The sequence below is a fragment of the Ruegeria sp. AK4 genome, from assembly GCF_056541025.1.
This window is the reverse complement of the sequence record NZ_JBQFXS010000040.1, coordinates 1-13,131: the sequence shown is the minus strand read 5'-3', so window position 1 is coordinate 13,131 and position 13,131 is coordinate 1. Positions and strand designations below refer to the sequence as shown.

General features: G+C 54.3%; 14 protein-coding genes and 1 pseudogene. 10 read left to right on the top strand and 5 right to left on the bottom strand.

Going from position 1 to position 13,131, the window contains the following annotated elements; genetic code table 11:
* Nucleotides 1-98, top strand: a pseudogene (locus ACR0EZ_RS25230) (dibenzothiophene desulfurase); the annotation flags it as partial.
* A gap of 14 nt (nucleotides 99-112) precedes the next feature.
* The gene (locus tag ACR0EZ_RS25225; protein ID WP_480617563.1) at nucleotides 113-1,996 is read left to right on the top strand and encodes an SLC13 family permease; all 1,884 of its coding nucleotides are present in this window, start codon (nucleotides 113-115) and stop codon (nucleotides 1,994-1,996) included.
* 664 nt (nucleotides 1,997-2,660) lie between these two features.
* On the opposite strand, the gene ACR0EZ_RS25220 is transcribed toward ACR0EZ_RS25225, so the two are convergent.
* Nucleotides 2,661-3,485, bottom strand: a complete 825-nt coding sequence (locus ACR0EZ_RS25220) for a class I SAM-dependent methyltransferase (protein WP_480617562.1) — start codon at nucleotides 3,483-3,485, stop codon at nucleotides 2,661-2,663.
* 167 nt (nucleotides 3,486-3,652) lie between these two features.
* On the opposite strand from ACR0EZ_RS25220, the gene ACR0EZ_RS25215 reads away from it, so the two are divergent.
* Nucleotides 3,653-5,221, top strand: a complete 1,569-nt coding sequence (locus tag ACR0EZ_RS25215; protein ID WP_480617561.1) for a winged helix-turn-helix domain-containing tetratricopeptide repeat protein — start codon at nucleotides 3,653-3,655, stop codon at nucleotides 5,219-5,221.
* 220 nt (nucleotides 5,222-5,441) lie between these two features.
* Here ACR0EZ_RS25215 and ACR0EZ_RS25210 read toward each other — a convergent pair whose 3' ends face one another.
* Nucleotides 5,442-6,296 (bottom strand): LysR family transcriptional regulator, encoded by an 855-nt coding sequence (locus ACR0EZ_RS25210; protein ID WP_480617560.1) that lies wholly within the window; start codon nucleotides 6,294-6,296, stop codon nucleotides 5,442-5,444.
* A gap of 92 nt (nucleotides 6,297-6,388) precedes the next feature.
* Here ACR0EZ_RS25210 and ACR0EZ_RS25205 point away from each other — a divergent pair, with 92 nt between their 5' ends.
* The 3 genes from ACR0EZ_RS25205 (at nucleotide 6,389) to ACR0EZ_RS25195 (ending at nucleotide 8,683) form a co-directional block, all read left to right on the top strand.
* A complete protein-coding gene (locus ACR0EZ_RS25205; RefSeq protein ID WP_480617559.1) occupies nucleotides 6,389-7,036 on the top strand; it encodes a GNAT family N-acetyltransferase in 648 nt (215 codons plus the stop codon).
* A gap of 197 nt (nucleotides 7,037-7,233) precedes the next feature.
* Nucleotides 7,234-7,917, top strand: coding sequence for an IS6 family transposase (locus ACR0EZ_RS25200; protein ID WP_480617558.1), 684 nt, complete (start codon nucleotides 7,234-7,236; stop codon nucleotides 7,915-7,917).
* 457 nt (nucleotides 7,918-8,374) lie between these two features.
* Nucleotides 8,375-8,683: a hypothetical protein gene (locus ACR0EZ_RS25195; RefSeq protein WP_480617557.1), complete on the top strand. Its 309-nt coding sequence runs from the start codon at nucleotides 8,375-8,377 to the stop codon at nucleotides 8,681-8,683.
* A 112-nt stretch (nucleotides 8,684-8,795) separates the two neighbouring features.
* On the opposite strand, the gene ACR0EZ_RS25190 is transcribed toward ACR0EZ_RS25195, so the two are convergent.
* Nucleotides 8,796-9,071, bottom strand: coding sequence for a WGR domain-containing protein (locus tag ACR0EZ_RS25190; RefSeq protein ID WP_480617555.1), 276 nt, complete (start codon nucleotides 9,069-9,071; stop codon nucleotides 8,796-8,798).
* Nucleotides 9,072-9,282: 211 nt separating this feature from the next.
* Between ACR0EZ_RS25190 and ACR0EZ_RS25185 the strand changes: the two genes are divergently transcribed.
* Entirely contained in the window at nucleotides 9,283-9,519 is a 237-nt protein-coding gene (locus ACR0EZ_RS25185; protein WP_480617553.1) for a DUF6429 family protein, read from the top strand.
* Nucleotides 9,520-9,633: 114 nt separating this feature from the next.
* Entirely contained in the window at nucleotides 9,634-10,980 is a 1,347-nt protein-coding gene (locus ACR0EZ_RS25180) for a DUF7986 domain-containing protein (RefSeq protein WP_480617552.1), read from the top strand.
* A 61-nt stretch (nucleotides 10,981-11,041) separates the two neighbouring features.
* Here ACR0EZ_RS25180 and ACR0EZ_RS25175 read toward each other — a convergent pair whose 3' ends face one another.
* Nucleotides 11,042-11,374 (bottom strand): bactofilin family protein, encoded by a 333-nt coding sequence (locus tag ACR0EZ_RS25175; protein ID WP_480617551.1) that lies wholly within the window; start codon nucleotides 11,372-11,374, stop codon nucleotides 11,042-11,044.
* Nucleotides 11,375-11,794: 420 nt separating this feature from the next.
* Here ACR0EZ_RS25175 and ACR0EZ_RS25170 point away from each other — a divergent pair, with 420 nt between their 5' ends.
* Complete coding sequence (locus ACR0EZ_RS25170) at nucleotides 11,795-12,370, top strand: gamma-glutamylcyclotransferase (RefSeq protein WP_480617550.1); 576 nt, start codon at nucleotides 11,795-11,797, stop codon at nucleotides 12,368-12,370.
* Between the two features lie 126 nt (nucleotides 12,371-12,496).
* Nucleotides 12,497-12,931, top strand: a complete 435-nt coding sequence (locus ACR0EZ_RS25165; RefSeq protein WP_480617548.1) for a DUF4275 family protein — start codon at nucleotides 12,497-12,499, stop codon at nucleotides 12,929-12,931.
* 64 nt (nucleotides 12,932-12,995) lie between these two features.
* Here ACR0EZ_RS25165 and ACR0EZ_RS25160 read toward each other — a convergent pair.
* A partial coding sequence (locus ACR0EZ_RS25160) for a transposase (protein ID WP_480617058.1) occupies nucleotides 12,996-13,131 on the bottom strand: 136 nt, incomplete at its 5' end.

Genomic DNA, 13,131 nt, shown 5'->3' with positions numbered 1-13,131 from the left:
TGGCCGTGCTGTCGCATCTGACCGGCGTCGTGATCTCACGCTGGTTGTTCTTTGCGCAGGCGGAACATGTCGTCGGGCTGTACTACGGCAAGCGCTAGAAAAGGTCAGTGTATTGGAAACTCTAACCCTTACATTTGAAATGTCAGTGGTGCTGGGTCTCCTGGCACTCACCGTTTTTCTGTTTGTTTCAGAAGTCGTTCGCATCGATTTCGCGGCAATTATGGTCATGGTATTGCTGGGGTTGCTTAGTCAGTTTCCAGGCCTCAGCTCGCTTGCAGACATAGGCAGCCTGTTTGATGGCTTGGCGTCCAACGCTGTCGTATCAATCATTGCAGTCATGATCATTGGAGCTGGTCTGGATAAAACCGGGTTGATGAGCAACGTCGCCGCACTGATACTCAGACGTGGTGGCAAAACCGAAACCAGAATAATCCCTATCGTTTCCGGTACGGTCGGGGTCATTTCTTCATTCATGCAAAACGTTGGCGCGGCCGCCCTGTTTCTTCCGGTTGTCAGTCGGATATCGGTGCGCACTGAACTCCCCTTAAGTAGATTGCTTATGCCGATGGGCTTCTGCGCCATTCTAGGTGGGACGATGACAATGGTTGGCTCATCACCGTTGATCCTGCTGAATGACCTCCTGAAAAGTGCAAATCAGTCTCTGCCGCCCGATCAAAAAATGGTGCCATTTAGCTTGTTTTCCGTCACACCTGTGGGTGTGTGTCTAGTAGTGACGGGAATCTTGTATTTCACGGTTTTGGGTCGATGGGTACTGCCAAAGGGGAACAAATCAACCGATGGCACCAGCGGTCAATCACTCAAGAACTACTTGAAAAATATATACGGGTTAAAAACCGACATTTTTGAAGTATCGATTCCGGACGGGCACCCTTGTGCTGGTATGACTTTCGATGACTTGATGCAACGCTACCATGTTTACGTGATAGGCAGTGCATACCACGGAAAACGCTGGTTCGCCCCGGTCATACAAACAGAGATCACCGTTCCGTGCCGATTGGCCATCTTAGGTCGCGAGAAGGTAATTCATAAAATGGTCGATGATGAAGGATTCGTCCTTCACAAAGATCTGGATGTATTTGCAGAGGATTATGCGCCAACCAAATCCGGTGTTGCTGAAATGGTCATACCACCTGGTTCAGCAGTAATAGGTAAATGCGCCCATGATCTGGTGTTTCGTAAAACTTACGGCGCAAGTCTTTTGGCAATTCATCGCGATGAAGAGACGATGAGCTATGTGGAAACCGAAGATCACACGCCGACCCCTGTCGGCGAGGTACCCTTTCGCGCCGGAGACACGTTGGTCATTCATAGTACTTGGGAAGCTTTAACCCGACTGACCCGTGACCGGAACTTTGTCGTGGTTACAACTAATTTTCCACAGGAAGAACTACGCCCCAAGAAGGTCGCTTGGGCCCTTTTCTTCTTTTTAGTCGCACTTGCACTGATATTGCTCACTGATCTGCGCCTCTCATTGTGTCTATTGACAGGCGCAGTTGGAATGATACTCACCGGCGTACTGGATATCGACGATGCTTATGAGGCAGTCAGCTGGAGTACAGTCTTTTTACTAGCGAGCCTAATTCCACTAGGTAAGGCCGTACAGTCGACAGGAACAGCAGCATGGATTGCGCAGCAAATACTGTCGTTACTCGACGGTTGGCCGATTTGGTCTCTTCAAGCGGGAGTCGCCGTTCTTGCTACGGTCTTTACGTTAATCATGTCGAATGTCGGCGCCACTGTTCTACTGGTTCCGCTGGCCGTCTCGATCGCCCTGGCAGCTGGTGGTGATCCCGCAATTTTTGCTCTGACGGTCGCGATTTCGACGTCAAATTCGTTCCTCATTCCAACCCATCAGGTGAACGCACTTATTATGGGTCCTGCAGGCTACAAGGTTATGGACTTCGTTAAGAGCGGTGGAGTCATGACGGTTCTTTTCCTGATCGTATCTCTGTTAGCAATGAACGTCGTATTCTAAAAATAATGGTCTTGCGATCAACGGCGAGCTTAAGATTGCCTAAGTTGAAGGGCTCTCTACTAAGATTGGCAAAAATCAACGCAGGCAGAGCAAAGTCTGTAACAAGGCGCGCAAACACACCTTGTTCTTGTGCTTGAATGACATTCTTTTGCCGGAACCAGATCGCGGCCCCAACTAGGGCAATCATCACGATGAACGAGTCCAACAGACTTTCAAATTGCACTTGTTACACTACCCATCCTCAAGCACATAACGTTCGCTCGACCGTAACCCAGAGTAAGACGACGAGCCAACACACAAGATCGGCCCCGAGAATTCGAACTCTGGTGCTGACTATAAGGCGAAACCGAGACCCCGTATCGCAGACGGCCCAAACCTGAACTTCTGTGCCGGCACAGACGCTGCGCTGCAGTTTATGCCGAGGCCACAACTGAAATGGACGTTGCTGCAATGATGTCTGACGCAGATTTTTGTGCGGATTATGATGGTTTAGAAGGTCCGGATGGCAGCGGAGGCGGTGACTTTGGTGGCGGTTTAGATAGCGGGGGAGGTCGCGACTAAGATGTATTGGCCCCAATCTCGGAGCCAAAACTCACGACTATTCCGGTCGGCAGTCTTGCGAGCAATGGATTAGCAATGCCCGCAAGATGAATCACCTTAGGAGTCACGCTCCAATTTTTACCACAACCTCAGCATAAGCTGCGGGGACCGACATAGAGCCGTCAGTCGCGGTGTTGCTCTGGTCAATCAATGCCAGGATGTCAGCTTCAAGCGCTGCCTGCCCTACCTCATCGAGGGCCAGGAAGGCCTTGTGCATGGGTCCATAAAGAGTGCGGAACACATTTAGAAAGTGCGCCGGATCGCGGTAGCGGAACTGAAAATTCGCTTTCGAGACTTGAACGTCACCCACTTTGCCGAACTGAGATTGAAGCCACTCGTCTTCGCCCCATCGTGACGGGGACTGTACGCCGTCGTGCGGCGTCAAATGACGACCAAGAGTCTTGAAGAGTTGTCCGATAAAGCTGTCGGGTGTCCAGTTGGCCATGCCGATCTTGCCACCTGGTTTACAGACACGGCCAAGCTCGGCGGCGGCGCGTTCCTGATCGGGCGCAAACATTACGCCAAAGGTCGAAACCACGGCGTCAAAGCTGTCGTCGCCAAATGGTAAAGCCTCGGCGTCTGCGATCTGAAAATCGACACGCAGATCCTCGGCCTGGGCCCGTGCGCGACCCTTATCCAGAAGCGCTTTCACATAATCCGTAGATGTAACTGCGTGCCAGCGCCGCGCAAAGGCAAGCGTTGCGTTGCCGTTCCCAGCGGCGACATCGAGTACCTTTGCACCCGGCACCAGGTCCAGGGCCTCGGCAAGGTTTTCACCAACGATTTGCAGCGTGGTGCCGACGACAGCGTAGTCGCCAGAAGCCCAAGCGGCGTTCTGCTTTGCTTTTATGGCGGCAAAGTCGGGGGATAATACGGATTGTACGTTCATCTGGTTTCCTTTCGATTCTGGGTTGCTGCTCTTTTGGTGTCCGCCACCGGATCGATGAGCCAAGAATGCCGCGCCTGGACCCTCAGCGCTTGAAGGGCAGTTGAGGAAATCATGCAGAGTTCTCGGAGAGGCTATGGAAACCGACGTGCGTCTCCTATACTCTGCCCATGATTTGGAAGTTTAAAGGGTTTACGCTGGACAAGATGCGGGCTGAACTGGTTGGCCCTGACGGTCCGGTGCATGTCGAGCGGTATCCGTTGGAGGTGCTTGTCCAACTGATCGAGAATGCCGAACGTGTGGTCACACGTGACGACTTGATCACAGCGGTCTGGGATGGGCGGATCGTCAGTGATGCCACGATCTCCACAGCAGTCAAGCAAGCACGGAAGGCAGTAGGAGATACTGGCGCTGAACAAGCCATCATCCGCACGGTGCATGGCCGGGGTTTTCGGTTCGTGGCGGAGCTTGAAGCCCCTGCCCGGCCAGCCGTTCCGTTATCTAGCGCACCCGAACCAAAAACAACTGAAGCCGATTTGACCCCAGGCCGCGGTCGACCGAGTGTAGCAGTCATTAGATTTCTTCAGTTTGGCGAAGCCCCCGCGCACGCCTCTCTATCGGATGCATTTCCGGCCGAACTTATTTCCAACCTCTCTCGCATACGTTGGCTTCACGTCATCGCTAGGGGCTCTTCCTTCCGCTTCGACCCGCGAGAGATCGACCCGTCTGCCGTAGGACAGCATCTTGCTGTGCGATACATTGTGACTGGCGCAATCGAGATGGTCGGGGAAATGATGACCATTTCTGTGGAAATCCTTTCTACCGAAACTGGAGCGCTGGTCTGGTCGGATCGGTTCGGGGCATCCTTGTCGGAAATCCATGAGGCCCGACGAAATATCATCGCTTCGGTCGTGACAGCCTTGGAACTCTCGATCCCCGAACACGAGGCTGTGCACTCGCGGCACCTGAACGCGGCCGAATTTGACGCTTGGTCGCATTTTCATCTCGGCCTGTCCCATATCTTCAAGTTCAACAAAGGCGACAACCTTATCGCCGCCCAGCACTTCAACTCTGCATTGGCGCTCGATCCCGATTTCGCGCGCGCCCATGCTGGGCTCTCCTTCACGCATTGGCAGAATGCCTTCATGCAGTTTGGACAGGACCGCAAATCTCTGATCGACAATGCACTCACTTCGGCGTCACAAGCGCTGGAGATTGACGCCACCGACCCTTTCTCTAACTTCAACATGGGAAGGGCTCGCTGGCTACAAGGCGACATCGAGGGCAGTCGGAACTGGCTCGACCGTGCCTTGCGGATCAACCCGAATTTCGCTCAGTGCCACTACAACAAAGGCTTGATCCTCACCCTGGACGGAGCGGCAGAGGAGGCCCAGTCCTCGGCACTCACAGCGATGTCACTTAGCCCCCTTGATCCGCTCTACTATGGCATGTTGGGCGTCCGCGCGATGTGCCACATCACCCGCGATGAATTTGATGAGGCCTGCCACCTTGCCGTGCGTGCGATGCAGTCGCCGGGCGCACATTTCTATATTGCGCTGATTGCCGCGGTTGCACATGAACTCAAAGGCGACACGGCAAATGCGCTCCGTTGGCGTGAACACGCTTTGAGGGAACGCCCAAGCGCCACCGCCGAGATGTTCCTCACCGCCTTCCCGTTTAGGCGCCTTGAGATGCGGCAGAAGATGACCGGTGCGCTGCATCGCCTCGATTTACCCTGAAGATCAGTGCACTCACTCCATCCAATCCCCCCGAAGTGTCGGAAAGGATCTGTTGAAGAGTTCTGACCACTGTCGCGCATGAATGTATCGTGCGTATACCGTCCAATATAATGTGGATCGGCTCTCCTGTTGCAGACTATGATTTCGGCTGGATGTGGGACGAGCTCGGATTGTCAGACCGACGAAAGTGAACCCGCGATGGTCCACGCGGTGAAACGTGTCAGCCCGTTCCATCCGCAAAAAGATCGACAATCAAACGCTCAACTTCCCGGACAGCTCTCGATCGTGCTTCGGGTCGGCGCGCTAGCGATACATTCAGGCCGGGAAGCGGTGGCATCCCGTCTTTCTTGCCAAGTACCCTCAGACCCGTTTCGGCATTCTCGGCCAAACCTGCTGCGATGCCAATCCCTGCCCGCGCTGCCGCCATCATTCCGCCAAAGCTCTTTGTGCTCATGGCAACGCGATACCGGCGTCCCGCCTGCTCCAGCGCCCCTTTTATCGTCCGGGTGTAGTCACTGCCTTCGCCCCAGGCGATAATGGGCAATGGGTCGACCTCATGCAGGTCGACAACCTCAGGTCCAATCCAGACTGCATCTCGCACAAACAAGGGTACGGTTTTCGGCATCCCAGGCGCGTTCCCGGCAAGAAGAGCCAGATCAAGCCCGCTGTCTCGAAGACCATTGATTAACTGCGGCGTGGACTCCGCCCAAAGAGACAGCTCTACTTCCGGCGTTACTTTCCGGATTTCTGGTAGTAACTGATCAAGGATCGGCGCCAAAAAGACTTCAGCCATCCCCAGCGCCACCCGGCCACCGCCCGAGGGTATTGCGAAGACCTCAAGCGCCCGGTCATGGGCATTCAACACCTCACGCGCCGGACCAAGAAGCCGTCGCCCCTCTTGAGTCAGCCGAACTGCACCACTGCCCCGTTCAAAGACCGGTCGTCCAATTTCCCCCTCCATTTTCTTGATCTGCTGGCTCACAGCGCTTTGTGTGCGACCGATCTGTCGGCCAGCCGCAGTAAAACTCCCCGTCTCTGTCACTGCCAGAAAGGCTTTCAGCGCATCGATATCCATGCCCATTAGATTCTCTAATTTCGGTCAGAAAGTAAATTCGTTTGCGTGATCACACATTTTTTCGGCACGTTCTGCAATGAAGGAGACATCCGATGACCAAAGTTCTTGTCCACCGCCTCGCCGTGCCCGACGATTTCGATGCTCTGATGGCGCTCCAGTACCGGGCCACGATTGGTCTCAGTGGTGATCACTACGATCTAGATGCGATGCGTGTCGCTCTGAAAGAAGTGCCGATTCTGACCCGTGATCTAATTGAAGACGGACACTACCATGTTCTGACCGAACCCGAGGACCGGATCCTCGCTGGCGGCGGCTGGTCCGATCGAGAGGTTGAATACGGTCTCTTTTCCGGCGGAACTACCGTAACTCTGCCCCCCGGCCACGCACTTGTCCGGGCTGTGTATGTCGACCCGACTGCGGCCCGTAAAGGACTTGGCACCCGCATAATGAAGCTGATTGAATCTGATGCTATCACAAATGGCATCCGTCATCTTACACTGACCGCCACGCTACCCGGTAGACCACTCTATGAATGTCTTGGTTATCGAACTCTTCACCCGATCGAAAAGCGGCTTTCCACCGGACAGACAGTGCGCCTTGTCGCGATGGATAGAGCATTATCGCACGACCTCAAAACTATTGCAGAGCAATTTTCACACCGGTCGAGCTCGGGTAAGAGGCAGGTTCGCGAGTGTATGGATGAGCAACTGGATGAAGCAACCACAATAATCTATCGGTAGGTCGAGTGTTGCTTGTGCTCAGCACTGAGGCGTTCACGGTCCAAAGGCCCTCACGAATGGTCTTGTCAAACCCAGTGTCGCTGATGTTATGCCACCATTGACAGTAAAGGGATGTGTCGCAAGCTATGAAGACCAATTGACGAACATGCGTGATCTGACGTTTGTTCCCATCGAATAGTTTTCGAACAGGTTTCAACATGATCTCATTGAAAGGCTGCCGTTTTCCCAAGGATGCGATTTTGTACGCTGTCTACTTCTACCTGCGGTACACGGTTTCCTTTCGTGACTTGGAAGAGATCATGGCCGAACGCGGCGTGGATGTGGACCACGCCACTCTCAACAGATGGATTGTGAAGTACTCACCGATGATCGCAGCGAGAGCACAATCGAAGAAACGCCCAACGCTGAGTTCCTGGCGCATGGACGAGACATATGTTCGTGTTCGCGGCAAGTGGATGTACCTCTATCGGGCTGTCAACAAAGCTGGGAACACCCTTGATTTCATGCTGTCTGAGCGGAGAAACCGACCAGCAGCATCCAGGTTCTTCGCCAAAGCACTGTCTTCCAATGGAATTCCAAACAAGATCGTCATTGACAAAAGTGGGGCCAACGCGGCGGGCATTCGGGAAGTAAACAAAATCCTCAATCGGTTTGGCTGCCCAGCCAAGGTCCAAACAGTCAGATCCAAGTATTTGAATAACATTATTGAGCAGGACCATCGGTTCATAAAGCGTCGCGTCCGGCACATGTGCGGGTTCAAATCGTTCAGATCCGCCTCGGCCACTCTGGACGGCATCGAGGTCGCCAACATGATCCGCAAACGGCAATTCCCCAGCACAAATGCATCTGGTTTTCGGCTATTCGCCGAGATCGCAGGATAAGTGTGTCCAGTACATATCTGACCCTGGCCGCTCCAAAAGCTTGCGACACATCCACATGACCCAAAGCCCCTGCCCCGGCTCGCTTGAGATGGTCCAGGGGCTATTGGCTCAGGGAGATCATGCTGGGGTGTTCTGGGTGGACGCCGATATGTCTGCTGAAACCTAGAGCCCGGTCACGAGCCGGCTGGCTCGGGATTAGCTAATGATGCAGAATGTCAGATGACCGGGGCCTGCACGTCAAAAACGAACTCAGAACGAGTGAGTGTAGGGTTAGGGTGAGCCCGCGCGGGTCCCAATTTACCGTTTGAGTGGTCTTGTCAGAAACAAAAAACACGCGTGTTACCCTCTATCGGTTAAGACACCATATTTAGTATACATCTACAAAATACCCACAATATACTTGATTTTGAACCCCTTTTGTTCTATTCTCTAGCTACGCTGCCAAGGGCAAGAAACCATGTCCGGATTTTCCAGTTCAGAAACACAGACAGCACTGCCTGCAACAGCCAAGCAACTTGCCTATACACGCAAGTTGGCCGAGCAACAGAACGTCATCTTGCCATGGGACATCCAGCAAGATCGGCGCGCAATGAGCCAGTGGATCGACATGCAGAGATCAGCACCTCGCGTTCGTGATACCCGGCCAAGCTCCAAGCAGGTGGCTTTTGCGGAGCGCATCGCCCGGATCAAGCGCAATCCTGTTCCGGACGAGTGTTTTCGGGATCGCACTCTGATGTCCCGCTGGATCGATAGCAACAAGCCCTGAACACTATCGCGCTAGTTGGGCTTCTGTCGCGTTGTCTTGCCATGCTGGAAGAGCCTCCGATGTGGTGCTTTCACACATGACTCGCTGCCTACCATCCATCGGGCAGATCGCATCATCCAACCGTGGGATCAAAGGCCGATGCTCCGACCGAAACATAGCCTCGGCGACTTTTTTGTCTTTCAAGTTTACGGAGCGCGGCAGCAGCCTGGACTTCGTCTTCGTACGTCACCATCATGGCTTGCCCGTTTGTGCCAATACGTCCCCAGGTGCGAAGGACCGACACTTCACCAAACAGCGTCGGCTGCAACTCTATTCCATAGAACCGAGCCATGTTGACGTCCGGGTCCACATGGATCAGGTGGACAGGTGTAGGCGCTGTCCGCTCCATGACTTCACTATTGCTGGGCACAGCCCAGCTGTCCAATGACATTGCGATATCTATTCTCTGGGAGCGATTCATATCCGTGATGTATGGCGGCACGGGTTTCGCCCGGCTTTATTGATCCGATTGCACCATATGCTGGCAAAAGATCTTTGCAGTCCCTCAGTTCGCCGGATCAGGGTTGACGCGCACGGCCCTTGTCGCATCCGCTGTGGGTATGGACATAGATGAGAACAAGGTAGATGAGGCCGTCCTGGCGCTGCTCTGGTTGACGCTGCATGACGAGCGTCGTGCGTGGAAGGGTTTTGACTGGGACGCGTTTGACCGCCTGCACCAAAAGGGATTGATCCTGAACCCGGTTGGGAAGGCAAAGTCGGTTGTGCTGACCGATGAAGGCCTACGCCGCTCCGAAGAACTTTTCACAGAGCTTTTTGGGCGCGAGCCAACGAAATAGCACTCGCCACGACGAGACCATCCATGTCACGCTGATCTGCCCAGTTTGTGGTCTGGCTGGCGGTTGCAATCTGCGCTAGATCGCCTCTGTCCGGCGAACAGGGAGAAGCAGAAGATGACAACGGGGAACGATCTTGGTGGGCTCATCGGGTTTATCACCCGTGACGAGATTTGGAACGAGCGGCTCGCGGATGTGTTGGACGAGCATTTTCTGCCAAGTCTCGAAGCCTTTGATCTCGATTTCGAGGATCTGGGCGACTTGCTGGGCGAGGATTGGCCAATGGTTCTGTGGGGCGGTGGCCTGGAAGACTTGCTGGGAAGGACATTCGGACCGGCCGCTGAAAACGCTGCAGATGCTTATCTGATCGGGAGCGGTTCCAAGGAGAGTGCGCAGACCCGCGCCTATATCAAAGGATTGCGGGACGCACCGGTCAGCCTTTATGAGGTGAGCGAGATAGACCCCGGCAAATCCATGGTCTTGCGCGACGTGCTTTCGGACGAAGAACCGGTCACCGTTCGGGAACACAGCGCGACGCAAATGCTGCAGCGATGGGATCACATCGCAGCTCGGGTTGTCGCGCAGGGGGATCATAACGTGATCTCAGGGGCGCTGCTTCCCTTCGAGTCAGAAACCGTCGCGTTTTTTGAAGACGGGCTCCGCTCCGTGTTGAGATTGAACCCCGACGATGAACTGAGACTGACACAGGATCAGCTTCACCGTTCCGCACCCCTCTTCACCAATGCCTGGCTCTTCGCACATCTGCCGAACTTGCTGGATCCGGAACCACCGCAGATCAGCAACAGCGATGGCGACAACCTGCTCTTTCACGACATGCGCTTCCCCCTCGCCAGAAAGGTGACGCACAGCCAGGTCTCGCAAAAACTATCCCAGTCTGCCGAGCTCGTGATCTCTAGTCAGAAGGATTGGACCTGGCTTGACGTCGACACCCCGTCCAGCAAACAGCGTGCCACTGGCCTCGTGTTGGACAAGTCGACGTCAGGGGCCTCTGTGCTTGGGTCCCTGAACCTGAAGGGCAAGACACTCACGCTTTCTGTAAACTCTGCAGCGCGCGCCGAACGCGGCGAAGCCCTGGTTCGGGACCTCCTGGGGGATCTGGTGAAGTCACCGCTGACATCAATCCAGACCGTTGCACAGATGATGGCGGATGACAGCCCGGGTGACGGAGTGGCAGAAGAAGAACACATCCCCCCTGCCCTTGCCCATCAGATTGCCCACGAACATCTCGACCATCACTACCGCGACACACTTGACCAGCCGATCCCGGCCCTGGATGGCAAAACCCCGCGCCAGGCCGCTCGCAGCACAGCGGGCAGGAAGAAAGTCATCGACTGGCTGAAGACAATCGAAAACCGCAGCGCGCGCCAGACCGGCTCTCCTATTGCAGACTATGATTTCAGCTGGATGTGGAACGAGCTCGGTCTGTCAGATCATCGAAAATGAACCAGCTAGCCAATCAAATCAGGTTGCCCAGCGGTCATCCAATCTTGCCGTCAGGCATGCCCTACCGCCCGCCAGAGATGTTAACTTTGCCCACAACCTTCGCTCCGCTTTCAGTTGCCATCGTCTTTGCCGCTACATCAGCTTGAATTTGCGCGCTCGATGCAATCTTCAGATCGTCGCATTTCAGGCTGCCTTTGTGCTTACCCTCAATAATGATCTTCTTGGCTGACAATGCACCGTCTACCGACCCGCCGACGTGAACAGTGATTGTCTCAGCAATGACATCCCCAACTACTCGGCCTTTGACCTCGATGCCTCCCGCACTTGAATTGAGATCGCCTTCAATTGTCAGATCTTCTTCAATGATTGAGCTTGCCAACTTGAGATCCTCCAAGTGAGATATTGAACACCCTAGTTTGGATATCAGCCTTTGGCCACCGTCGTTAAAAGTGAATTGTTCCGTTAACAACAACGGGCCGGGCCCGTGCACAAGAACTGACACTGCAGGAACCCTGCCAGTGTTCTTTGCGCAGCTTTCGATCGGGCCTTCGTGCTGGAGATGCCGGAACGACATCCGGGGCGTTTTCCAGTTCTACAGCTCTTCCTACCCTGTATGGACAGTATTATGGTCGCTTCTAACCCGATACTCCTTCAGGAGCGCTCGATGCCGTTTCCAGATCATGTATTTCGACATGCGCCCGGCTTGCGTGGAAGAATTACGTCACCGGATACGTCCGAGATGCGGTTCGGGTATGAACGTTTCGCTGAACTTGACGCACAAGCACGGGAAGAGGGTTGGCCGCCGGGGTGGCGTATGGACCATGAGGACCGTGAGGCCAATCGGCAAAAGATCCTCGCCGGCCGCTTGAAGACCGACCTTTGGGTGTTTGCCTACGGCTCGCTCATCTGGGACCCAGCCGTGTATGTAACGGAATACCGACGCGGACTTCTTCAGGGCTGGCACCGCAGCTTCTGTATGCGGTTGGAAGGTGGGCGTGGCAGCCACGACCGTCCGGGGTTGATGGCCGCTTTGGACGCAGGCGGTCAATGCGACGGCGTTGTCTTCAGAATAACGGCGGGCCTGGTAGGTCAGGAAACAAAGTTTCTGTGGCATCGCGAAATGTTTGCCGGCGCTTATGAGCCGCGTTTCCTGGAGGTCGATACTCCGCAAGGTTCAGTGGAAGCCCTGGTATTCGTTATGGATAGAAGCAACCGTCGCTACGTGCCGCACCTCGACCAGGAAGAGGCGGCGAAGATGATTGCAGTAGCTGAAGGCGGTCTCGGTTCGAACTTCGACTATCTCCATTCCCTCGTCGACCACTTGAACGAACTGGACATTGAAGACCGCGAGGTGCGTCGATTGCTCGAACGGGCCCGTGTGCATCGATAAATGTCGATCAAGACTCACTGCTCTCATCAGATGGGTGGACCTTGATCATGGTCAGACTCGTTTTACACAGTCTAAAGCTCCGCTAGTCTGCCCACTCCACAAATTCTTGTTTCAAGGCTAGACGGGATGATCCCGAAGAAAACCCAGATTGAGCATTTCCTTATGTCTCATTCAGTCGACTTTGATCAGCTTTCTCCAGTTGAGAGTGAGCAGGTAAAAACCGACTGGCTTGCGACATATGCATTGAGAGTAAAGAAGAACACGGGCGCTTGGATTCACAACGGATTTCGATGGCACGGTTTTAGCTACGGACTTCAACCTGCCGTCACGGGTTCAGATGCTTTGATCGGGTATCAGAAGCAATGGTCGGCACCTTATGTAGTTTTCGACGAGAGCGATGACTGGGCCTACTCGTGTACCTCCAATCGATATCCCGACTTCACTTCATTTCACGCAGACATTTACGTGGCCCATCACAACATGAAATGGACAATGGTTTTCACGCATGAACAGCCAGATTTGGGGCCTTATCTCGCATTCAAATCGGAAAACGTAAATTGATGGAAATTACCAAGTATTGAACAGGGCTAGGTATCGCGGCAGGTTAGGCTCCAGACTCATTGATTTACAGCCAGAACAGAACGGTAGCCGCGAGCGCGATGGCTGATAGGAAGACCTTGGGGCATCTGTCGTATCGGGTCGCGACACGCCGCCAGTCCTTGAGCCGCCCGAACATGATCTCAATCCGGTTACGGCGCTTG

Bases quoted from the DNA above. Each gene is read 5' to 3' on its own strand.
- ACR0EZ_RS25215 (WP_480617561.1), top strand. From the start codon at position 3,653: ATGATTTGGAAGTTTAAAGGGTTTACGCTGGACAAGATGCGGGCTGAA.
- ACR0EZ_RS25195 (WP_480617557.1), top strand. From the start codon at position 8,375: ATGTCCGGATTTTCCAGTTCAGAAACACAGACAGCACTGCCTGCAACA.
- ACR0EZ_RS25170 (WP_480617550.1), top strand. From the start codon at position 11,795: ATGGACCATGAGGACCGTGAGGCCAATCGGCAAAAGATCCTCGCCGGC.
- ACR0EZ_RS25180 (WP_480617552.1), top strand. From the start codon at position 9,634: ATGACAACGGGGAACGATCTTGGTGGGCTCATCGGGTTTATCACCCGT.
- ACR0EZ_RS25185 (WP_480617553.1), top strand. From the start codon at position 9,283: ATGGACATAGATGAGAACAAGGTAGATGAGGCCGTCCTGGCGCTGCTC.
- ACR0EZ_RS25205 (WP_480617559.1), top strand. From the start codon at position 6,389: ATGACCAAAGTTCTTGTCCACCGCCTCGCCGTGCCCGACGATTTCGAT.
- ACR0EZ_RS25200 (WP_480617558.1), top strand. From the start codon at position 7,234: ATGATCTCATTGAAAGGCTGCCGTTTTCCCAAGGATGCGATTTTGTAC.
- ACR0EZ_RS25220 (WP_480617562.1), bottom strand. From the start codon at position 3,485: ATGAACGTACAATCCGTATTATCCCCCGACTTTGCCGCCATAAAAGCA.
- ACR0EZ_RS25210 (WP_480617560.1), bottom strand. From the start codon at position 6,296: ATGGATATCGATGCGCTGAAAGCCTTTCTGGCAGTGACAGAGACGGGG.
- ACR0EZ_RS25165 (WP_480617548.1), top strand. From the start codon at position 12,497: ATGATCCCGAAGAAAACCCAGATTGAGCATTTCCTTATGTCTCATTCA.
- ACR0EZ_RS25190 (WP_480617555.1), bottom strand. From the start codon at position 9,071: ATGGAGCGGACAGCGCCTACACCTGTCCACCTGATCCATGTGGACCCG.